Genomic DNA, 21,027 nt, shown 5'->3' with positions numbered 1-21,027 from the left:
CAAGGGCGATGAGGTCCCTGTGGGAGCTGGCTTGCCAGCGATGACCGCGCCGCGGTCTCAAAGAATAGTTACTGAAGCCTATAACAACAGATTCTCGTGGAGCCTCGCTGATGAAATCCTATGAAGTCAATTTTGACGGTCTAGTGGGGCCGACCCATAACTACGGTGGTCTGTCCTACGGCAACGTTGCGTCCCAGAGCAACAGCCAGCAGTCTTCGAACCCGAAGGAAGCGGCGCTGCAAGGCCTGGCGAAAATGAAAGCGCTGATGGAAATGGGCTTTCAGCAGGGCGTTCTCGCTCCACAGGAACGTCCGGACGTGGCTGCTCTGCGCCGTCTGGGTTTCAGCGGTACCGACGCTCAGGTGATCGAGCGCGCTGCGAAAGAAGCGATGCCGCTGCTGGTCGCCAGTTGCTCGGCGTCGAGCATGTGGGTGGCCAATGCCGCCACGGTCAGCCCGAGTGCCGACACCGCTGACGGTCGCGTGCACTTCACCGCCGCCAACCTGAACTGCAAATACCACCGCAGCATCGAGCACCCGACCACCAGTCGCGTGCTGGGTGCGATGTTCGCCAATCAGCAGCACTTCGCTCACCACGCCGCGTTGCCGGCGGTGGCGCAGTTCGGTGATGAGGGCGCCGCGAACCACACGCGTTTCTGCCGTGAGTATGGCGAGGCTGGGGTCGAGTTCTTCGTGTTCGGTCGCAGTGCGTTCGACACCCGTTACCCGGCGCCGCAGAAATACCCGGCGCGCCAGACCCTCGAAGCGTCGCAAGCGGTCGCCCGTCTGCATGGTCTGCGTGAAGACGGCGTGGTCTACGCGCAGCAGAATCCGGCGGTGATCGATCAGGGCGTGTTCCATAACGACGTGATCGCGGTGGGCAACGGCGAGGTGCTGTTCTATCACGAGGACGCGTTCCTCGACACCGATCAGATGCTGGCCGAACTGCAAGTCAAACTGGCCAAGGTCGGCGGCAAGTTCCAGTCGGTCTGCGTGCCGCGTTCGGCGGTCACCGTAGACGACGCAGTGCGTTCCTACCTGTTCAACAGCCAGCTGCTGTCGCGTCCTGACGGTTCGATGCTGTTGATCGTGCCGGAAGAGTGTCGTGGTAACGATCGCGTGTGGAACTACCTGCAAGGCCTGACCGGTTCCGGCGGCGTGATCCGTGAAGTGAAAGTCTTCGATCTCAAGCAAAGCATGCAGAACGGCGGTGGCCCGGCGTGCCTGCGTCTGCGCGTCGCGCTCAACGAAACCGAGCTGGCGGCCGTCAACCCAGGGGTTATCATGACCGCCCCGTTGTACGGTTCGTTGACCGCGTGGGTTGAAAAGCACTACCGCGACCGTCTGAGCGAAAGCGACCTGGCGGATCCGCAATTGCTGCTTGAATGCCGGACGGCACTGGATGAACTGACGCAAATCCTTAAACTGGGCGCGGTTTATCCATTCCAGATCAATTGATGACCGATGCGCCGCTTCGGCGCGGCGCACGGTTCCATCTCCCCAAGAGAGCGTTAAAACATGAGCGATTCCCTGCAGCTGATCCTTGAAGACACCGACGGCACGCAACTGCAAACGTCCTGCACCCGCGTCGCGGTCATGTGGCAAGGCAAAGAGCTGTGGATCCAGCAGGATGGCCGCGGCCAACTGTTGATCGGCGTGGACGTCGAAGAGGGCGACGAAGAGTACGCCAACCTGCTGTTGCGCCCATTGGCGACTAATCTGGTAAGTCTGCAACTGGAGATGGAACCGGCTGACCTCGGCGACGATGATGGCCACGTGCACGGCCCGGATTGCAACCACGACCACTAAGGAAACCGCTCTATGCTCGCCCTCGGCAAACTGCTTGAACTGACCCTCGCCGGCCGCGAACCGGCGGAGAAGACTCAACTGACTGTCGAAGGCGTGCGCATGCGCTGGTTGAGCGAGGGTGCGCTGGAAGTCCGGCCACCCGAAGCGCGCGACAATGGCCTGGACCTGCTGCTGTCGGCAGGCATCCACGGCAACGAAACGGCACCGATCGAATTGCTCGACCGGTTGCTGCATGACATCGCCCGCGGCGACTTGAAGCCGCGTGCACGCATTCTGTTCCTGTTCGGCAACCCGGAAGCGATTCGCAAGGGCGAGCGTTTCGTCGAGCAGGACGTCAATCGGCTGTTCAACGGCCGTCACGAACAAAGCAGCGGTTCCGAAGCCCTGCGTGCCTGTGAGCTGGAACGTCTGGCCGCGAGTTTCTTCAGCGTGCCGGATCGTCAGCGTCTGCACTACGACCTGCACACCGCGATTCGCGGTTCGAAGATTGAGCAGTTCGCCCTGTATCCGTGGAAGGAAGGTCGCCAGCATTCGCGTCTTGAACTGGCCCGTCTGCGCGCCGCCGGCATGGAAGCGGTGCTGTTGCAGAACAAACCGTCGATCGTCTTCAGCTCCTACACCTACGACAAGCTGGGGGCCGAGTCCTTCACTCTGGAACTGGGCAAGGCGCGGCCATTCGGGCAGAACGCCGGGGTCAACGTGTCACTGCTGGAAACCCGCCTCAAGCAGATCATCGAAGGCACCGAGCCGGAGATGGCCGAGCAGGGCCTGGACGGTCTGCAGTTGTTCAGTGTGGCGCGGGAAATCATCAAGCACAGCGACTCGTTCCGCCTGAACCTGCCGGCGGACATCGAAAACTTCTCGGAACTGGATGTGGGTTATGTGCTGGCCGAAGACCTGGCCAATACCCGCTGGATCATCGAAGAGCAGGGCGCGCGGATTATCTTCCCCAACCCCAAGGTCAAGAACGGCCTGCGGGCGGGCATTCTGATCGTGCCGACCACTGACGAAAATCTTGCCTGACTCTATTTTCGGTTCGACATAAACCACTGTGGGAGCGGGCTTGCTCGCGAATGCGGTGTGTCAGTGAAACATCTATTACTGACACACCGCATTCGCGAGCAAGCCCGCTCCCACATTTGGATTTGAGTGAGGCTGAGACCTCACTCAGTTCCGGATCGGTTTACACCGCGACAGCACGCGGCTCCGTGCGGCGCAATGCACGCACTTTCTGCAACGTATCGGCGCAGGTCTTCGCCGCTTCCTGACCCTTGTGCACGAAGTGCTCGAAGAAGAACTTCTGGTGTTCTTCGCCGGCATGGAAGTGGTGCGGGGTCAGGGACACCGAGAACACCGGCACTTCGGTTTCCAGCTGAACCTGCATCAGGCCGCTGACCACTGACTGGGCGACGAACTCGTGACGGTAGATCCCGCCGTCCACCACCAGGGCGGCCGCGACGATACCGGCATAACGGCCGGTCTTGGCCAGCAGCTTGGCGTGCAGAGGCATTTCGAAGGCGCCGCCGACTTCGAAGAAGTCGATGTCCGATTCCTGATAGCCCTGAGCGATCATTTCAGCGAGGAAGCCTTTACGGCTCTGGTCGACGATTTCCTTGTGCCAGCAGGCCTGAATGAACGCGACGCGCTCGCCGTGGCTGTGTTTGCTTTTGCTGTCGATAGCGGTGGGTTGCATGTTCTGACTCCTGTTTGTGTGAAAAACAGGGCGTTATGAATCGAAAGGGATTCAAGGGTACGCACGCTCGCGCAAACACGGCGGACGGCCCTTTGGCGTCAATCCCGTTCTCTCTTCATCCGGACTGTGACCGTCGGCCCCGGAATCACACCGGGTCTGCTGACCTTGCCGCCGCTCACGGCTTTTGCCGTGCCCGTCACCAAGCGCTCGCGGGCTATGCGCATTGCGCGCAATTACCGCCGGTGGGGAATTGCACCCCGCCCTGAGAACGTTTCGCCGCCCTTTATCGGGCGGCGCAGCGTTTTTAACACAGATTGCCGGGCTGTGCATTGCGCCTTTGTGATGATTGCCATCGGATTTTTCGAAGCACGAAAACGACTTTTCCTTGCCCGAGGGTTGATTAATCTGCGCCATGCCCGCAGTAATTCGTCTTCGTAAAGGGATTTCCCCTGCTGACCAGAGGCCAGGTTCATGAGCGTTATCGATCTTCGCAGCGACACCGTCACTCAACCGACTCCCGCCATGCTCGATGCGATGACCCGCGCCGACACCGGCGATGATGTGTATGGCGAAGATCCGACGGTCAATCGTCTGGAAGCCGAACTGGCAAAACGGCTGGGTTTTGCTGCCGCGCTGTTCGTCCCGACCGGGACCATGAGCAATTTGCTGGGCCTGATGGCGCACTGCGAGCGCGGTGACGAATACATCGTCGGTCAACAGGCGCACACCTATAAGTACGAGGGCGGTGGCGCAGCGGTGCTCGGTTCGATTCAGCCGCAGCCGCTGGAAGTGCAGGCCGATGGTTCGCTGGACCTGGATCAGGTGGCAGCGGCGATCAAGCCTGATGATTTCCACTTTGCCCGCACCCGTCTGCTGGCGCTGGAAAACACCATGCAAGGCAAAGTGCTGCCGCTGGACTATCTGGCCCGGGCCCGCCAGTTCACACAGAACAACGGCCTGCAACTGCATCTGGACGGCGCGCGGCTTTACAACGCGGCGGTCAAGCTCGGGGTCGATGCCCGGGAAATCACCCAATATTTCGATTCGGTCTCGGTGTGCCTGTCCAAAGGTCTCGGCGCGCCGGTCGGCTCGGTGCTGTGCGGTTCGTCGGCGTTGATTGCAAAGGCCCGGCGCCTGCGCAAAATGGTCGGTGGCGGCATGCGACAGGCCGGATTGCTGGCGGCGGCGGGGCTGTATGCGCTGGATCACAACGTCGAGCGTCTGGCGGATGACCATGCCAACGCGCAGTTTCTTGCCGAAGGCCTGCGCGAGGCCGGTTTCAGTGTCGAGCCGGTGCAGACCAACATGGTTTACGTGCAGATGGGCGACCGTGCCGAGGTAATCAAGGCATTTGCCGCCGAACGCGGGATCAAGTTGAGCGCTGCCGCCCGGTTGCGGATGGTCACGCACATGGACGTCAATCGCTCGCAAATCGAGCAAGTGGTCGCGACATTCGTCGAGTTTTCGCGCAAGTGACAGCGTTAGCGGCCCAATTGACCGTTTCTATCGTATAAACACGCTGTACCCCGCGCGCAGGGCCGATATAATGCGGCCCTTTGCCGTCGTTTCGTCTGTTGACGTTTCGTACAGGCCTTTGGCCGCAGCCTCCGTGGAAGAACCTAATGAAAAGCGCAGAAATCCGTGAAGCCTTCCTTCGCTTCTTCGAAGAGCAAGGCCACACCCGTGTAGCCTCCAGCTCTTTGATTCCGGGCAACGACCCAACCCTGCTGTTCACCAACGCGGGGATGAACCAGTTCAAGGACTGCTTCCTGGGCCAGGAAAAGCGCGCCTACACCCGCGCCGTCTCCAGCCAGAAATGCGTGCGCGCCGGCGGCAAGCACAACGACCTGGAAAACGTCGGTTATACCGCCCGTCACCACACCTTCTTCGAAATGCTGGGCAACTTCAGCTTCGGTGATTACTTCAAGCGTGATGCCATCACCTACGCCTGGAACTTCCTGACCTCCGAGAAGTGGCTGAACCTGCCAAAGGAAAAGCTGTGGGTCACCGTCTACGCCAGCGATGACGAGGCCTACGACATCTGGACCAAGGAAGTCGGTGTGCCGGCCGAGCGCATGGTGCGCATCGGCGACAACAAGGGCGCGCCTTACGCGTCCGACAACTTCTGGACCATGGGCGATACCGGTCCGTGCGGTCCTTGCACCGAGATCTTCTACGATCACGGCGCCGATATCTGGGGTGGCCCACCGGGCTCGCCGGAAGAAGACGGCGACCGTTACATCGAAATCTGGAACAACGTGTTCATGCAGTTCAACCGCACCGCCGATGGCGTGTTGCATCCGCTGCCAGCCCCGTCGGTGGACACCGGCATGGGTCTTGAGCGGATCAGTGCCGTGCTGCAGCACGTTCACTCGAACTATGAAATCGATCTGTTCCAGAGCCTGCTGGCCGCTTCGGCCAAGGCCATCGGTTGCAGCAACGACAATCAGGCGTCCCTGAAAGTCGTGGCTGACCACATCCGTTCCTGCGGCTTCCTGATTGCCGACGGTGTGCTGCCGTCCAACGAAGGCCGCGGTTATGTGCTGCGCCGGATCATTCGCCGCGCTTGCCGTCACGGCAACAAGCTGGGCGCCAAAGGCAGCTTCTTCTACCAGATCGTTGCCGCTCTCGTGGCCGAGATGGGCGAAGCCTTCCCTGAGCTGAAATCCCAGCAGGCGCACATCGAGCGCGTACTGAAAGCCGAAGAAGAGCAATTCGCCAAGACCCTGGAGCAGGGCCTGAAAATCCTTGAGCAGGATCTGGCCGAGCTCAAGGGCGACGTAGTCCCGGGCGACGTGGTGTTCAAACTCTACGACACCTACGGTTTCCCGATGGACCTGACCGCGGACATCGCTCGCGAGCGCAGCCTGACCATCGACGAAGCCGGGTTCGAGCGTGAGATGGAAGCCCAGCGCGTCCGTGCACGTTCCGCCAGCTCGTTCGGTCTGGATTACAACAGCCTGGTCAAGGTCGACGTCGACACCGAGTTCACCGGTTATCACGCCACCAGCGGTTCGGCGAAAGTCGTTGCTCTCTATAAAGATGGCCAGTCTGTGGACGTCTTGAGTGAAGGGCAGGAAGGCGTTGTGGTTCTGAACCAGACCCCGTTCTACGCCGAATCCGGCGGCCAGGTCGGCGATTGCGGTTACCTGCAGGCCGGCAACAGCCGTTTCGACGTGCGCGACACCACCAAGACCGGCGGCGCATTCCTGCACCACGGTGTATTGGCGTCGGGTAGCCTGATCGTTGGCGCGCCAGTAGAAACCCACGTCGAAGCCGACGTGCGTCACGCCACTTCGCTGAACCACTCGGCCACTCACTTGCTGCACGCTGCATTGCGCAAAGTGCTGGGCGACCACGTTCAACAGAAAGGCTCGCTGGTCGACAGTCAGCGCCTGCGTTTCGACTTCAGCCACTTTGAAGCGATCAAGCCTGAGCAGATCAAGGCGCTGGAAGACATCGTCAACGCCGAGATCCGCAAGAACTCGGCGGTGGAAACCGAAGAAACCGACATCGAAACCGCCAAGCAGAAAGGCGCGATGGCGCTGTTCGGCGAGAAGTACGGTGACAACGTGCGCGTGCTGAGCATGGGCGGTGATTTCTCCGTCGAGCTGTGCGGCGGTATCCACGCCAACCGTACCGGCGACATCGGCCTGCTGAAAATCATCAGCGAAGGCGGTGTGGCATCGGGCGTGCGTCGTATCGAAGCAGTCACCGGCGCTGCGGCGCTGGCTTACTTGAACGCTGCTGAAGAACAACTCAAGGAAGCGGCCAGCCTGGTCAAGGGCAGCCGCGACAACCTGATCGACAAGCTGTCGGCTGTGCTGGAGCGCAATCGTGCGCTTGAAAAGCAGCTCGAGCAGTTGCAGGCCAAGGCTGCCGCCGCTGCGGGAGACGATCTGTCGGCTTCGGCTGTGGACGTCAAGGGCGTGAAGGTGCTGGCCGTGCGTCTGGATGGTCAGGACGGCAAGGCGCTGCTGGCGCTGGTCGATCAGCTGAAAAACAAACTCGGCCGCGCAGTGATCCTGCTCGGCAGTGTCCATGAGGAAAAGGTCGTACTGGTTGCAGGCGTGACCAAGGACCTGACTGGCCAACTCAAAGCCGGTGATTTGATGAAGCAGGCTGCTGCGGCAGTGGGCGGGAAGGGCGGTGGTCGTCCGGACATGGCGCAGGGCGGCGGTGTCGACGCCGGCGCACTGGATAGCGCACTGGCGCTGACCGTTCCATTCGTCGAGCAGGGTTTATAAGGCAGCCCGTCGGGTCCGCAGTCTAGTGGCGGGCCCGGCGGCTGTTCGAGTGATTATTGGGCGCCCTTCATGGGCAGAGGCGGCTTTGAAATGGCTTTGATCGTACAGAAATTTGGAGGCACCTCGGTCGGCACTGTCGAGAGAATCGAGCAGGTCGCCGACAAGGTTAAGAAATTCCGCGATGCCGGCGATGACCTGGTGGTTGTGCTGTCTGCAATGAGCGGCGAGACCAACCGTCTGATCGATCTGGCCAAGCAAATCAGTGGTGACGATCAACCGGTTCCGCGCGAGCTGGACGTGATCGTTTCCACCGGTGAGCAGGTGACGATCGCCCTGTTGGCCATGGCGCTGATCAAGCGCGGTGTGCCGGCGGTGTCGTACACCGGCAATCAGGTGCGGATCCTGACGGACAGTGCGCACAATAAAGCGCGTATCTTGCAGATTGATGACCAGAAGATTCGTGGTGACCTGAAAGCCGGTCGCGTGGTTGTGGTCGCCGGTTTCCAGGGCGTCGACGAGCACGGCAACATCACGACCCTGGGGCGTGGCGGTTCCGACACTACTGGCGTAGCGCTGGCCGCTGCGTTGAAGGCTGACGAATGCCAGATCTACACCGACGTCGATGGTGTCTACACCACTGACCCGCGTGTGGTGTCGGTCGCTCAGCGTCTGGACAAGATCACCTTCGAAGAGATGCTGGAAATGGCCAGTCTCGGCTCCAAGGTGCTGCAGATCCGCGCCGTGGAGTTCGCCGGCAAGTACAACGTTCCGCTGCGCGTACTGCACAGCTTCAAGGAGGGTCCGGGCACCCTCATTACTATTGATGAAGAGGAAACCATGGAACAGCCGATCATTTCCGGCATCGCTTTCAACCGCGATGAAGCCAAGCTGACCATCCGTGGCGTGCCAGACACCCCGGGCGTGGCGTTCAAGATTCTCGGCCCGATCAGTGCCGCGAACATCGAAGTCGACATGATCGTGCAGAACGTCGCGCACGATAACACCACCGACTTCACCTTCACCGTGCACCGCAACGACTACCAGTCCGCGCAGACCGTGCTGGAAAACACCGCTCGCGAGATCGGTGCCCGTGAAGTCGTCGGCGACACCAAGATCGCCAAAGTCTCGATCGTCGGCGTCGGCATGCGCTCTCACGCAGGCGTGGCCAGCCGTATGTTCGAATCCCTGGCGAAAGAAAGCATCAACATCCAGATGATCTCGACTTCGGAAATCAAGGTTTCCGTAGTGATCGAGGAGAAATACCTGGAACTGGCCGTGCGCGCCCTGCACACGGCTTTCGAACTGGATGCTCCGGCCCGTCAGGGCGAGTAATCCTGGTCAGTGAAGGGCGCGGTCTGACCGCGCCCTTTATTTTTTGAATGGCGCGAGCCCCTGAACTGTTCTTTTGCTCGCGCTGGTCAATACTCAGGCATGTAGGGCTACGATCGCTCCGGTTGTAGGTCGGGTGCCTTTTTTTTGCAGACTGTTGTCCCTGAAATGATTCGCGTGAGGAGAAAGGTATGCTGATTCTGACTCGTCGGTGCGCAGAAAGCCTGATTATCGGTGATGGCGAAATCACCGTGACCGTGCTCGGCGTCAAAGGAAATCAAGTGCGTATCGGCGTCAACGCCCCGAAAGAGGTGGCCGTGCACCGTGAGGAAATTTACCTGCGTATAAAGAAAGAGAAGGACGAAGAACCAAGCCATTAATTTTTATCGATTTTTATGTTTGCAAACGGGGAAGAAGGTGGTTAATATACGCCCCGTGTTGCGGAGAGCTGGCCGAGTGGCCGAAGGCGCTCCCCTGCTAAGGGAGTACACCTCACAAGGGTGTCGGGGGTTCGAATCCCCCGTTCTCCGCCATTATTTGCTTAGTACGTTGTAATCTGGCTTTTTCTGTAAGTTGTTGAAATTAATAGAAAAAGTGGTTGGAATAGAGATTAGACGGGCTATAATGCGGCGCAACAAATGCACTCGTAGCTCAGCTGGATAGAGTACTCGGCTACGAACCGAGCGGTCACAGGTTCGAATCCTGTCGAGTGCACCATTTAAGAGTTGGTTACAGCAATGTAAATGACTCGGCTTCAACCAGGTGTGATCTGGTCTAACAAACACAAATGCACTCGTAGCTCAGCTGGATAGAGTACTCGGCTACGAACCGAGCGGTCACAGGTTCGAATCCTGTCGAGTGCACCATTTAAGAGTTAGTTGCAGCAATGCAAATAACTTGGTTTCAGTCAGTTGTGGTCTGGCCTAAAAACACAAAATGCACTCGTAGCTCAGCTGGATAGAGTACTCGGCTACGAACCGAGCGGTCACAGGTTCGAATCCTGTCGAGTGCACCATATACCAAAAAGCCCGCGTTTAACGCGGGCTTTTTGCTGTCCGGGATTTGGCTTTTCCCGTCACACATCCTTTCTCATCAAAATCGACTTGAGCACTGCGGCCTCGCTTGAGGTCGTAACGATAGCTCGTTACCGAATTGCGAATGCTGATCTTGTCGGGTTTGCCCAAGGCACTTTCAACATCCTGTTGGCTCATGCCGGCGATGATTCGTTGATTGATGATTGCTTCGCGTTTCTGTCGCGCGTCGATCAGGTCTCCGCATTTGTCCTGGGTGCGCCCGACGACGGCCATTTCTCGTTTTCTGATATTCATACCGGATATTTCTTCGTGTCGGGCTTCGGGTATCAGTGTCACGGTCGAGCCAGGCGAGTAGGGGCGAACTTCCTGCAGTGAAAGGTGCTCATCGTTCGCACAACTCAATGTCGTGAACGTGACGCGACCATCAGAAGCTTCGCAGCGATGAAGTGTCGTTGCGTTCCCGATGGCGGGCAGGCAGAGCAGGGTGGTCAGCATGAATCGAGATGTTTTCGATGGCATTCGGCGTCCTCCTTGACGATCCTCATCAAGCGTAGCCGGCAGTTTTTTCATCGCCGGTGTGTTTTCTTTTCAGGATGAGTCGTCGCAGTGTGGAGAATCAGGACAGCGCTCAGGTTTGTCTCGCAAGCGCTTGTTTCAGGCTGGATTTTTTAACGTTTAAAACCGTCAGGCGGTGTATCATTGCGCCCGTCAGCCCCGCCGGGGCTTATGGAAAACCTCCATGGACTTACCCAGTAGTTACTCAGTACCCCGTTTCACCAATCATGAATTGACTGATTGATCCTTCCGGCGTGCCCCGCTGCTGGGAGTGGAGTTCGCCTATGTCCGAAATCGAAGTAAAGAAAACACAGGAAAGCCTGCAGGATCGCCTGGCTCAGGTCGTTGAGCTGCTGCAGCGCCAGCGGGTCGTCGAGGATCTGACGCACCGCCAGGAAGGCCCGCATCATGACCGGGTCGAGAACCTGGTCCACCGGCAAAATCTCGTCGAGCTGCAACGCAAGCTCGATGATCTGCACTCCGCCGACGTCGCCTATATTCTTGAAGCCCTGCCGCTGGACGACCGTCTGACGCTCTGGCAACTGGTCAAGGCTGATCGCGACGGCGACATTCTTCTTGAAGTATCCGATTCCGTCCGTGAAACGCTGATCGCGGACATGGATGACCACGAGCTCCTGGCTGCGGCCAAGGACATGGATGCCGACGAACTTGCTGACCTGGCCTCCGAGCTGCCGCGAGACGTCGTCCATGAGCTGATGGAGACTCTGGATCAGCAGCAACGCGAGCGTGTGCGTTCGGCTCTCTCCTACGACGAGGAGCAGGTCGGTGCGCTGATGGACTTCGAGATGGTGACCATCCGTGAGGACGTCAGTCTTGAAGTGGTTCTGCGCTACCTGCGTCGCCTGAAAGAGCTGCCGGGCCACACCGACAAACTGTTCGTGGTCGATTACGACGGTGTGCTCAAGGGTGTACTGCCGATCAAGCGTTTGCTGGTCAACGATCCGGAGAAACAGGTTTCCGAGGTGATGGCCAGCGATCCGGTGAGTTTCCACCCGGATGAAGACGCCTACGACGCCGCGCAGGCGTTCGAGCGTTACGACTTGATCTCGGCCCCGGTGGTCGACAAGAACGGCAAGCTGATCGGCCGTCTGACCATCGACGAAATGGTCGACCTGATTCGTGAGGAGAGCGAAAGCGAAGTCCTCAACATGGCGGGTCTGCGTGAAGAGGAAGACATCTTCGCGTCTGTCTGGAAGTCCCTGCGCAACCGTTGGGCGTGGCTGGCGATCAACCTGATCACGGCATTCGTCGCATCCCGGGTGATCGGCCTGTTCGAGGGCTCGATCGAGAAGCTGGTGGCTCTGGCGGCGCTGATGCCGATCGTGGCAGGCATCGGCGGCAACTCCGGCAACCAGACGATCACCATGATCGTTCGCGCCATGGCGCTCGATCAGGTCAGCACCGGTAATACTTCGCGCCTGATGCGCAAAGAGCTGGCTGTGGCGTTGATCAACGGCCTGGTCTGGGGCGGAGTGATTGGTGTGGTGGCTTACATGCTCTATGGCAGCTGGTCACTGGGGGTAGTGATGACTGCCGCCATGACGTTGAACCTGCTGCTGGCAGCGTTGATGGGGGTGTTGATTCCGATGACCCTGGCCAAGATGGGCCGCGATCCGGCGATGGGCGCCAGTGTGATGATCACGGCCATGACCGACAGTGGTGGCTTCTTCATCTTCCTGGGGCTGGCGACGATTTTCCTGCTCTGATTGCCTGTATCGAAACAGCCCGCCAATTGGCGGGCTTTTTTTCGTCCCTGAAAAACTCAAATTGCGGGCAAAAAAAAGCCAGCATTCATGCTGGCTTGAGATGTTCGGCTTGACTCAGGATGCGTCTGCGGCCATTTCGGCGTCGTGGGCGATCAGAGACACCAGCGCGTTCTGCTGGCGATGGGAGAGTTGACGGAAGCGTTGCAGCAACTCGCGTTCGTGCAGCGAAAGCTCCGGGCTGTCGAGGCGCATGCTCAGCTCTTCGCCCAGTGCGCCTTCCTGAATAAGACTCTGCTCAAGGCGCGCAATGATCTCGGAGTTCATGCTGCGATGATGATTGCGAGCCACCTCGGCAATGCGTTCACGCATTCCGTCTGGCAGACGTACGACGAACTTGTCAGCCGTACGGCTGGAATAAATTGCCTGTTTCAATGGGCGCATATATTTAACCGGTTAGTTCAGGGGAGCGGTTCTCGGGATTGGCCGCAGGATGAGTTGTAGGACATGCATCCGGGCCAAATGGTTCAACCTGAATTGTTAAGAGGCTCGCATCATGCCTCAAAATTGCCAGATCATTGGCGTCAATTCTGTGACAAATATTGATCCGGGTAAAGGCGTAATGCCAGCACCAATTATCAGAAATGCGGACTGGTTTGAAAAGAATGCATCGGCCCGTATCGCTGACCGCGTCCTGAAGCGCACGAACTGATGTCTGAAGACTTCGGACCGTGCATGCTATGCGGCTAAAATCCTTGTTCCTTACCTTGTACAGGATAGTGGCAAATGGCCGATTTACTAGGGGCAAATGCCCGTCGGAGGGCGTTTTCAGGATGGATGGCAGGCTGATTTATCTCATGGGGCCTTCCGGCTCCGGCAAGGACAGTCTGATTGAGGCTGCACGCGTGCCACTGCATGCGTTGAGCTGCGAAGTAATACGTCGGGTGATCACGCGTTCGGCTGAATCGGTGGGGGAAGATGCGATCGGTGTGGCGCCGCAAGAGTTCGAACGGCGGCAGCGTGCAGGTGAGTTTTCTCTGGCATGGGAGGCCAATGGCCTGGCCTACGGGATCCCGGTGGAAATGGACCAATGGTTGAAAGCCGGGAAGCATGTGCTGGTGAACGGCTCGCGTGCGAACCTTCGACAAGCGCTGGAAAGCTACCCCACACTGGTGCCAGTGTTGTTGACGGTTCGGGATGATGTCCTGCGCGAGCGCCTGCTTCGGCGCGGTCGGGAGACCCTTGAACAGATCGATGCACGGCTCGCCCGCAATGCGCTGTTCAAGGAAAGGCGTTCAATCGACAGGCCTGTGCACCTGATCGACAACTCGGGCGACCTGGCGGATGCCGTCGGTCATTTGCTGGAACTGGTCAGGCTCAGCGCAGTACCGGATCAAACTTGATTTTGCGCCCGGCAACCAGGGCCAGTACAAACAGGACAGCGAAAACGCCGCAGCCAATCAGGGGCAAAGAGATTTCTGTCTCTTCGAATAGCGAGAAATGCAGAACACCGCTCAAGAAAGCGAGGATCAACAACCCCAGGGCGGATTTGGACATGCGGTACTCCGGAAAATGATTCAAAACACCAGGCGTTCAGGCATCTGTGTCGTCGGTGCCTGATCTGGCTCGCTGACGTCTTGCGCGGTAAAACCATGCTGGTCGTTCAACACCGCCCATTGCGGCGCCTTCTGCACCTGCAGGTAATGGGGCATACGCTGGGCCACGTCCTCGTTGTGCTGGGGGATGAAATGAAAACCCACCAGAACCGTCAGGGCAACTGCGTTTGCGAGCAAGAGGAAGCGGTTCATGAGGCAATGCTCCGTTTGTTCTTTTGCAAGAACCTGAAGCAGCCGTCGTGCCAATAGTCTAACCGCTGTTAAGTCCTTTAAAAACAAGCATTTGGAAGGGTTTCCAGAGAGGCGTGGGTTGCATTCTGCAATGATGGCTTTTTTGCGGTGATGCAAATTGCACGACAAAACGTCCCACGGCTTTGCGAGGCGCCTGCCTACACTTAAAAAGCCCTGCGGACGACATGACAAATCAGGGCCCGGCCGTTAACATGCACGCCGTCTGTCGCACCGGCAGTCCTGTGTCCCAGTAGCTCAATTGGATAGAGCATCCCCCTCCTAAGGGGAAGGTTGGCAGTTCGAACCTGCCCTGGGACACCATATTTTAAAAGGCTTTCAGGCTTTTTCCTCAACCAGGTTTCTGTCGTATGGGTGCAGGGTGGGTGCAGAAAGCTGGAAATGCTACCCGATAACCATTGCTCGAACTGAATGCAAAGGATTGTGTCGTGATTGATTTCTTAATCAGCAACTGGATATCGATCGCTTCCATTTTTATCGGCTTCGGCGGCTCTTACCTTTTTTACCGACTTCAGCAGAACAATTCGGTTTCAGCCTCTTCTGAGAGGACCAAGCACGCGACGGTCGAGCTTCTAGACGTTGTTGAGAGCTACATCATCAACAAGCAAGATCTGTCTCGATCTCTGATAGATAACCTAATCCAAGCTTCAGAGCGCTTCCACACCGTGCTCCTGCGCCCCTCTTGCACACCCGTCACTCTTCTTCAAGACGTGGCTTTGCGGCTCCAGAGAAGCCGTCATCTTAATATTCCTCAAAAAACTGAGTATTCGACCAAGATTGATGAGCTGATCACTAAGGTCAAATCAGAGCTAGAGCCATTAACTTGGGAAAAGATGAAGGCTGATACCGCTCAAATCATCAGTGGTGTTCTCGAGGTTGTGCCGGAAGAGCACAAAGAACAAGTGGAAAAAAGCCTTCATGTCCTTGGTATGATTGGGGAGATTGCCAAGAATGAGGGGCTGTTAGTAAGCATGGCAGATAAGGTAGGACCGTCCAGTTGGATGTCTGTTACGGCCATGGGAGTCGCTGCCTCACTGGCCGTATCTGTAGTTGCCAGCCGTGTATTTTTCGGATCGGGAGATCTGCTGAGCTCGGAGGAGGGGCGCCTTATACTCATTCTGGCGACCGGAACAATTGCCGTTCTTTCCGCCGCTGTCGGTGTTCAAGCGTTCCGCAGCTACTTCCGATATCGCGAAGTAATTAAGGATTTTTAGAGGCTGTCTCTAATCCTTAGCACAGTAGTTGTGGAGCAATTTGCATGGCGCGCTGTCGCGCGAATGCCTATGCCGGCATTAAGTAGCTCCCTGACCCGTTTGTGTAGATCCATATCGACCGGCCGCCCTTGGTATTTGCCGGCTAGTTTAGCCTTTTCGATCCCCTGGGCTTGGCGTTCGCGACGCTGCTCGTAATCCTTTCGAGCGATCGCCGCCATCATCTCTACCAACATCGAATTGATTGCGCCCAACATCCGGCCGGTGAATTCGTCCCCCTTCGTGTCCTGCATTCCCTGGTGACTAGTCGGTAGGTCGAGCGCGACAATGCGCAAACCCTTTGAGTCGATCGCAGCCTTAAGTTTCTGCCAATCCTCTACAGGAAGACGTGAGAGGCGGTCTATCGACTCCACCAGCAACACGTCACCCTTGCGCGAATCTTTGAGCAGGCGCAATAGCTCAGGCCGATCTGCCGAGGCCCCGCTGGCGTTCTCCAGGTAAATGCTCGCGATCACCTTGTTGTGGTCGGTGGCGAATTGCTCAAGTGAGGCCCGGGCTCGGCCGGCGTCCTGCTCTTCGGTCGATGCTCGGAGGTATGCGCGGATGAACATGATGTGCTGCCCGTATCAGTTAAGGTGTTCTACTAATACTGTTGCACTATGAGTGTCACTTATCAAGCCGAATGCGCAAATAAACGTGAATTTGCGCGTATCAGCTCGGGCATGGCTTTATGCTACGATGAGCCTCGCCCCGTTTTTCAGCTAGATAATGCCAAACGGGTTAAATGTAAAAGGTGTTTCGTTATTATAGGGAGTTAATGATGTATGCCGGTTTTGATTTGAGCGTCGATCTAGGTTTTTGCCAAGATTTTTATACAGACGGAAAAATTTTGCACGATGCGCACAAGAGATTGGTAAAAAATAAGCTAGACTCTTTTAAGAAGCCTGATGGCGGACTTTGGGCTGAAAAAATTGTTGCTGAATGGTTTCCTCCAGTCAAAGCTGATGTTTTTCTTTCTCATTCACATAAGGATGAACCAGCTATTATAGCTTTGTCAGGCTGGCTTCATAAGCAATTTGGATTGAGCTGCTTTATTGACTCGTCAATATGGGGGTATTCGGCTGATCTTTTAAAGATGATTGATGACGAGTATTGCTACGATAAAGAGCGAAAAATCTATAATTACGATGATCGCAATAAATCTACTAGTCACGTCCATATGATGCTGTCCACTGCACTGACAAAGACAATGGACTCTTGCGAGTGCGTGTTCTTCGTTAATACTCCAAACTCAATAAAGATTGATGAGTCTATAAAAGGTTCAGGCACAACTGAGTCGCCTTGGATTTTTTCTGAAATTGCAATGACTAAGCTTCTGAGAAAGAAGGAGCTTCGTGAGCATCGCCGTATGATTGGCGAAGCAATGGATAGCGCCGGTTTGGAGAGCTTCGAGAAGAGCTTGCGCATCCACTATGATGTTGATTTATCTCATTTGCAGCATATAAATAATTCAACACTCTCAAGCTGGCTTGAATATCAACGGCGCGAAGCTCCAAAGTATCCTCTTGATTTCCTTTACGGAGTTAAAAAAGAGGGGGCTATTTATGGATGAGAAAATTGCACACCTCACATTTATACAAGGTGTGGTCAATCGAATGGCTGCAAATTCATTTCTTGTAAAGGGATGGACGATCGCCCTTATTGCGGCGCTATTAGCTATCGCTGCTGATAAAATAACCTTTGCATATATGTTGGTTGTTTTGGTGCCGGTTATGTTGTTCTGGTGGTTGGATAGTTATTATTTGATGCAGGAACGGCTTTATCGTGAGCTTTATAAAGAAGTTTCGCAGAAGGCCTCTGGTTCTATAGATTTTAATATGGATTCTTCAATTTATAAGGGAAGGGTAGAATCTTTTTTTAAAATTGCGAGAAGCTCTTCGGTGGGCCCCTTCTATCTTGTTATCGTAGCTTTGCTGGTAGTGATGTATTTTAGATCGTGCCATTGATTTTTCTATTTAGCCCGCCATTTGGTGGGCTTTTAGGTCATTAATAGTCATTTTTTGGTTGGTATCAGGTTGGCTAGAACCTGTCTTCAGCATGGATCGACGCCGAAATGATGATGCCGCCCCATCGGCGCACGCCGATGCAAATCGGCACCGGGTTGCCGCTGGCCGTGGTGTTCTTGGCGCTGCCGAAGGCGTATGACGGCGCGTTTTCCGGGGATGCGCTCTGCTTCAGGCCGGTGGCTTGTGGGCTGAGCATCTGAATGACGCCGCCGGCGGCGAGTGCAATACCTGGTGCTAAGGTCGCGCCGTTCGTTACAGAGCTCATGGCGATCAGAACCACGCCAAGTACAGTTTGAAATAGACCTGCACGCTTGCTCCCAGCGATTACCGGGACGATCCGGATCTCCTGAGCGCCACCCATCTTCAGCTCGCGCTCGCCGATGTTCTTGCGGTTCCGAAACACTGCGAATTCGAGACCTTTCCGTTTGGCATCTGCGAGGTACTTCGCAAACCCAGGGTGATTGACGTCGATCGCTTTCACAGCTTCCCGCGTGTCGCCGGTGGAGAGTTCGTAAATGTGTTCACGCCCGAACAGCTTGCCGGCCGATCCGCTCAGCAGGATTCGGGTTTTGGTTCCGTAGTTGGTGGTCATAGCCATGGTTTACTCCTTGGCGCCCTGGGCGCTGTTGTTGGGTACCGAAACACCCAGTCGGATGGCGAGCAGCGAGCGCGACATATGTGCCTGGTCGACAGTCACCAGTTCGTGGCGTGGGTCGTAGTTCCAGATCCGGTCATAGATCCCCTGGTAGGCCCTTGCACCGCGGTAGGTGCCGCGCAGAAGATCGGCCGATACCCGGGCTTCATCCTCGGTGAAGAACGGCCCGTCAATGGTCACCTTCTGGCCGTCGCGGACGTGCTGGACATCCCACACCACGTAGCCGGAGTCAGGACCTTGTTTGAGTGGGTAGGACGCAAAGCAAGTTGTCTTGCACGCCTCGGCGAAGCACTGTTGGTAGGTGGTCAAGGTATTTGCTCCTGTTTGACGGCCGCACGCCGAACCGATTACGCGGCTTCGGTTTCTTCTTCTGCGGCTTTTGGCTTGCCTCGAGCTGGGATCTTTTCCAGCCAAGCGCGCAACGCTTCCGAGCCGTCACACCCCGATCGCCATTTTTCGAATCGACCTGCGTAGCCTGTCGAGTTGGCAATCATCCCGCTGAGCGACACCCCGACCTGCGAAGTGGTGGCGAGCACATCGTCGTAGACGGCTAGCATTTGGCGAAGAGCGTCAATATCGTCTGCGCGAGAGGCGGCGATGCCCGCCCGGGAAAGGCTCGCTGCTGCTTCAGAGTTGAGGCCAGAGAGCATCGGATTTGCTCTTAGCACTGCTTCGACGATATCGGGGTGACCACCCTGGCGCGCTTCTGACATGAGGTTGCGGCGTTCTTCCGGACTGAGGCTTCGCACAAGGGCTCTCAGTTCTTGGTCTGCGAGAAAGCCTGCGATATCGCTACTCGCGCGCGGAGTGACAGGAGAGAAGCCTTGGGTGACGGTTTGGGCCAGGGTGAGCATATCCTTCGCGACCGACTGCATCGCGGGAAGGAGGGTGTCTGTCACGCCTGCGATTTTTTCTTTGCTCAAGCGCTCGATCGCGGACGAGTTGAAATCTTTGTTTTCTCGGATCGAGACGATCTCTTCGCCGAAGTCTTTGAAGGTCTCCAGCGCCAGTGTTTGAAGCTGGCGAGCGGACTTCATCAAGCCGCCGGCTTGCCATACTCCTTTGGTCCCGTCCGGACGCTGGATAGAGAACGTGTGAGACTCAATGCGGGAGTGCTCGTATTCGGAGTAGTGGAGGTTGGCCAAGCCGACCTTGAGAACTGAGCGTTTGCCGATTTTCATTGCGTTACCTTTGGATTGTTTGGGATTGGAGTCGGGCGGTAGGAGCACGTAGAGGCGTTGAGAATTTCGAGGAGAGACGTTTCCCCAACAGCGGCGCCGCCGACGGCTTCGGCGCTCAACTCGTCCATCAGCTGACTGATCTGCCGAACGTCGCTACTAAACTGGGAGTCGCCGGCGGTCTGCTTCAGGCGGGCGATTTGGTTACGGATGTTCATTGCGTGCCTCCACGATCCGCTGGTATTGCTCTGCAGCGTGTTGCTCAACAGTGACCCCTTCAGGAGGCCACGTAACGATCCAAGCCCCTTCCTCGGGGGCGACGCGCATATCGAGAATGCCCACTTGAGCTGTCCGGCCGGCGCGCTCAATTTGTCGAGTGTGAAGAATGATGGCTTTCGCCATTTGCTCACCCTGGTCGCTATCCATCTCTGCGAAGGGGAAAAAAAGCGATACGTTCCGCCCCTGAATTCGATAGTCGACTTGGTGCCCAGCGGTTTTCGGGAAGTCTTCTTCCGCTTGGATCTCTCTGGTATTTGCTCGGATCACCGCGAGCACAATCAGCAGCACTGTTTCATCTGCGGCACCGATCTTTTGGGCGATCCTTTGCAGTTCTGCTTTCAATGACTTGATGCTCATTGCTGCATTCCCTCCATTTGCGTTCGGAGTTCTTCGACGGCCTTTTGAAGCTCGGCAACCTCGATCACTCGGGCGACGGCGCCCAAGCCTTCAATGAGTGACTTGCCTTGGTCGGGCGCGAGTTGTCCGCCGGCAACTGCACGCATGATTGATTTGGCTGCGCTCGGTAGGTCCGTATCGTCCAGTTCAAATTGCACCGGCTCGGAGGTCGGTTTGATTGGAGGGACAAGGCGTTCAAGGATCAGTCGGCAGGCTTGCATATCGCCCTTCTTAGCAGCCGCGAGCACCTTCTTTGTAACTGCGTCCGCACCCTCGGCAAGTCGAGCGCGAAGTTCCTGTGTTTGCCCGGAGCGCCCACCTGGGTTGCCTGACTGCCCGGGCTTCCATTTCCCGCTCTTGTCGCGCTCAGTCATGCGGCGGGCGATTCCATGGCTATGACCGGTTTGTTTTCCGCAAGCGCGATGAGTAGGGCGGATGCCTGGATGCTTCCTTCGCTGGCAGCGTCGCGCAGGCGACCCCACGCCGCGGCTACCTCTGAGCGAGTCGGTTTGTGTTGTCGACCTCGAGCGGTCTTGGCTGTGTTCATGGGATGGCCTCGAGTGGATTTGAATAGCTTCAAACCCACATTAGGCATGATCTGATCTTATATCCAGTATTTTTTGGGTGCACCTCAGGTGATACACGGAATGGGACTGAATGGGACTGAAATAGTGGTTTTGCCGGGCGAGAAGGGGAGGGATTTTGTTGCAGTAAGTAGCCGGAATCCAAAGTGATACGCGGCTGAGTTTTCAGCCCAGTCATTCATCCTGCAATGCAGGTTGGGAAATTAGAGTGATGGGACTTTTCCTCAATTTGAGGAACTCTCCCCAATGGGGGGAGTTGACGTATCCAGCCCCCAGTGGGGGCTGGACCTGCCATCCCATTTCGGAATGGCAGGTGTCGCGACACGTTTTGCGAATTATGAAAACGTGTCGCGTACTCGATGCGCTCAGTTTTGAGCACATCTTCCCCCGGCGGGGTTTCGAA

General features: G+C 56.8%; 24 protein-coding genes, 5 tRNA genes and 1 riboswitch. Of the genes, 17 read left to right on the top strand and 12 right to left on the bottom strand.

Annotated elements, in window-relative coordinates; translation table 11 throughout:
• Positions 1–110 precede the first annotated feature (110 nt).
• Genes astB through astE form a run of 3 tightly spaced genes read left to right on the top strand, consistent with a single transcriptional unit; the run spans position 111 to position 2,831 of the window.
• Positions 111–1,457, top strand: coding sequence for an N-succinylarginine dihydrolase (gene astB / locus NE357_RS21555; RefSeq protein WP_169431534.1), 1,347 nt, complete (start codon positions 111–113; stop codon positions 1,455–1,457).
• A 60-nt stretch (positions 1,458–1,517) separates the two neighbouring features.
• Complete coding sequence (locus NE357_RS21550; protein ID WP_011335531.1) at positions 1,518–1,808, top strand: hypothetical protein; 291 nt, start codon at positions 1,518–1,520, stop codon at positions 1,806–1,808.
• 12 nt (positions 1,809–1,820) lie between these two features.
• On the top strand, positions 1,821–2,831 hold the full coding sequence (gene astE, locus NE357_RS21545) for a succinylglutamate desuccinylase (protein WP_169431533.1): 1,011 nt from the start codon (positions 1,821–1,823) through the stop codon (positions 2,829–2,831).
• A gap of 160 nt (positions 2,832–2,991) precedes the next feature.
• Here the strand turns inward: astE and NE357_RS21540 are convergent, their stop codons facing one another.
• Positions 2,992–3,501, bottom strand: a complete 510-nt coding sequence (locus tag NE357_RS21540; RefSeq protein ID WP_169431532.1) for a 6,7-dimethyl-8-ribityllumazine synthase — start codon at positions 3,499–3,501, stop codon at positions 2,992–2,994.
• Positions 3,502–3,603: 102 nt separating this feature from the next.
• Positions 3,604–3,775, bottom strand: a riboswitch (FMN riboswitch).
• A 197-nt stretch (positions 3,776–3,972) separates the two neighbouring features.
• Here NE357_RS21540 and ltaE point away from each other — a divergent pair.
• The 8 genes from ltaE to NE357_RS21500 all read left to right on the top strand — a co-directional run bounded on the left by ltaE (position 3,973) and on the right by NE357_RS21500 (position 10,092).
• Complete coding sequence (gene ltaE, locus NE357_RS21535) at positions 3,973–4,977, top strand: low-specificity L-threonine aldolase (protein WP_169431531.1); 1,005 nt, start codon at positions 3,973–3,975, stop codon at positions 4,975–4,977.
• A 146-nt stretch (positions 4,978–5,123) separates the two neighbouring features.
• The gene (alaS, locus tag NE357_RS21530) at positions 5,124–7,748 is read left to right on the top strand and encodes an alanine--tRNA ligase (RefSeq protein WP_169431530.1); all 2,625 of its coding nucleotides are present in this window, start codon (positions 5,124–5,126) and stop codon (positions 7,746–7,748) included.
• A 90-nt stretch (positions 7,749–7,838) separates the two neighbouring features.
• Positions 7,839–9,080: an aspartate kinase gene (locus NE357_RS21525; RefSeq protein WP_169431529.1), complete on the top strand. Its 1,242-nt coding sequence runs from the start codon at positions 7,839–7,841 to the stop codon at positions 9,078–9,080.
• 188 nt (positions 9,081–9,268) lie between these two features.
• A complete protein-coding gene (gene csrA / locus NE357_RS21520) occupies positions 9,269–9,457 on the top strand; it encodes a carbon storage regulator CsrA (RefSeq protein ID WP_002554426.1) in 189 nt (62 codons plus the stop codon).
• A 62-nt stretch (positions 9,458–9,519) separates the two neighbouring features.
• Positions 9,520–9,610 (top strand) — tRNA-Ser (locus tag NE357_RS21515).
• Positions 9,611–9,717: 107 nt separating this feature from the next.
• Positions 9,718–9,794 (top strand) — tRNA-Arg (locus tag NE357_RS21510).
• A 72-nt stretch (positions 9,795–9,866) separates the two neighbouring features.
• Positions 9,867–9,943 (top strand) — tRNA-Arg (locus tag NE357_RS21505).
• A gap of 72 nt (positions 9,944–10,015) precedes the next feature.
• Positions 10,016–10,092: transfer RNA gene (locus NE357_RS21500), tRNA-Arg, on the top strand.
• Positions 10,093–10,111: 19 nt separating this feature from the next.
• Here NE357_RS21500 and NE357_RS21495 read toward each other — a convergent pair.
• Positions 10,112–10,630 (bottom strand): cell envelope protein SmpA, encoded by a 519-nt coding sequence (locus NE357_RS21495; RefSeq protein ID WP_169431528.1) that lies wholly within the window; start codon positions 10,628–10,630, stop codon positions 10,112–10,114.
• A gap of 320 nt (positions 10,631–10,950) precedes the next feature.
• Between NE357_RS21495 and mgtE the strand changes: the two genes are divergently transcribed.
• Complete coding sequence (gene mgtE, locus NE357_RS21490) at positions 10,951–12,393, top strand: magnesium transporter (protein WP_011335525.1); 1,443 nt, start codon at positions 10,951–10,953, stop codon at positions 12,391–12,393.
• Between the two features lie 114 nt (positions 12,394–12,507).
• Here mgtE and NE357_RS21485 read toward each other — a convergent pair whose 3' ends face one another.
• On the bottom strand, positions 12,508–12,834 hold the full coding sequence (locus NE357_RS21485; protein ID WP_003178899.1) for an Arc family DNA-binding protein: 327 nt from the start codon (positions 12,832–12,834) through the stop codon (positions 12,508–12,510).
• Positions 12,835–13,223: 389 nt separating this feature from the next.
• Between NE357_RS21485 and phnN the strand changes: the two genes are divergently transcribed.
• On the top strand, positions 13,224–13,793 hold the full coding sequence (phnN, locus tag NE357_RS21480; protein ID WP_169431527.1) for a phosphonate metabolism protein/1,5-bisphosphokinase (PRPP-forming) PhnN: 570 nt from the start codon (positions 13,224–13,226) through the stop codon (positions 13,791–13,793).
• Here phnN and NE357_RS21475 read toward each other — a convergent pair.
• Both NE357_RS21475 and NE357_RS21470 read right to left on the bottom strand, forming a co-directional pair.
• On the bottom strand, positions 13,768–13,947 hold the full coding sequence (locus NE357_RS21475; RefSeq protein ID WP_169431526.1) for a PA3371 family protein: 180 nt from the start codon (positions 13,945–13,947) through the stop codon (positions 13,768–13,770). The genes phnN and NE357_RS21475 overlap by 26 nt on opposite strands.
• Positions 13,948–13,967: 20 nt before the next feature.
• Positions 13,968–14,198, bottom strand: coding sequence for a hypothetical protein (locus tag NE357_RS21470; RefSeq protein WP_169431525.1), 231 nt, complete (start codon positions 14,196–14,198; stop codon positions 13,968–13,970).
• A 283-nt stretch (positions 14,199–14,481) separates the two neighbouring features.
• Between NE357_RS21470 and NE357_RS21465 the strand changes: the two genes are divergently transcribed.
• Positions 14,482–14,558 (top strand) — tRNA-Arg (locus NE357_RS21465).
• Positions 14,559–14,683: 125 nt separating this feature from the next.
• A complete protein-coding gene (locus NE357_RS21460; RefSeq protein ID WP_169431524.1) occupies positions 14,684–15,469 on the top strand; it encodes a hypothetical protein in 786 nt (261 codons plus the stop codon).
• On the opposite strand, the gene NE357_RS21455 is transcribed toward NE357_RS21460, so the two are convergent.
• On the bottom strand, positions 15,466–16,077 hold the full coding sequence (locus tag NE357_RS21455) for a recombinase family protein (protein WP_169431523.1): 612 nt from the start codon (positions 16,075–16,077) through the stop codon (positions 15,466–15,468). The genes NE357_RS21460 and NE357_RS21455 overlap by 4 nt on opposite strands.
• Positions 16,078–16,286: 209 nt before the next feature.
• On the opposite strand from NE357_RS21455, the gene NE357_RS21450 reads away from it, so the two are divergent.
• Positions 16,287–17,078, top strand: coding sequence for a hypothetical protein (locus NE357_RS21450; protein ID WP_212633394.1), 792 nt, complete (start codon positions 16,287–16,289; stop codon positions 17,076–17,078).
• Positions 17,071–17,472, top strand: coding sequence for a hypothetical protein (locus NE357_RS21445; RefSeq protein WP_169431522.1), 402 nt, complete (start codon positions 17,071–17,073; stop codon positions 17,470–17,472). Before NE357_RS21450 ends, NE357_RS21445 begins: the two co-directional genes overlap by 8 nt.
• A 73-nt stretch (positions 17,473–17,545) precedes the next feature.
• On the opposite strand, the gene NE357_RS21440 is transcribed toward NE357_RS21445, so the two are convergent.
• From NE357_RS21440 to NE357_RS21415, 6 genes are read right to left on the bottom strand one after another with little or no spacing between them, the layout of a single operon-like run.
• Positions 17,546–18,130, bottom strand: a complete 585-nt coding sequence (locus NE357_RS21440; RefSeq protein ID WP_432760312.1) for a tail assembly protein — start codon at positions 18,128–18,130, stop codon at positions 17,546–17,548.
• A gap of 3 nt (positions 18,131–18,133) precedes the next feature.
• Positions 18,134–18,496: a hypothetical protein gene (locus tag NE357_RS21435; protein WP_169431521.1), complete on the bottom strand. Its 363-nt coding sequence runs from the start codon at positions 18,494–18,496 to the stop codon at positions 18,134–18,136.
• Between the two features lie 38 nt (positions 18,497–18,534).
• Positions 18,535–19,368 (bottom strand): hypothetical protein, encoded by an 834-nt coding sequence (locus NE357_RS21430; RefSeq protein WP_169431520.1) that lies wholly within the window; start codon positions 19,366–19,368, stop codon positions 18,535–18,537.
• Positions 19,365–19,583: a hypothetical protein gene (locus NE357_RS21425; RefSeq protein ID WP_169431519.1), complete on the bottom strand. Its 219-nt coding sequence runs from the start codon at positions 19,581–19,583 to the stop codon at positions 19,365–19,367. The genes NE357_RS21430 and NE357_RS21425 overlap by 4 nt, the downstream gene beginning before the upstream one ends.
• Complete coding sequence (locus NE357_RS21420) at positions 19,570–20,001, bottom strand: hypothetical protein (protein WP_169431518.1); 432 nt, start codon at positions 19,999–20,001, stop codon at positions 19,570–19,572. Before NE357_RS21420 ends, NE357_RS21425 begins: the two co-directional genes overlap by 14 nt.
• Positions 19,998–20,414: a DUF5681 domain-containing protein gene (locus NE357_RS21415; RefSeq protein WP_085730375.1), complete on the bottom strand. Its 417-nt coding sequence runs from the start codon at positions 20,412–20,414 to the stop codon at positions 19,998–20,000. Before NE357_RS21415 ends, NE357_RS21420 begins: the two co-directional genes overlap by 4 nt.
• Positions 20,415–21,027 lie beyond the last annotated feature (613 nt).

This window comes from Pseudomonas sp. G7(2022) (assembly GCF_052660475.1).
This window is presented reverse-complemented; position numbering and strand designations above follow the sequence as displayed.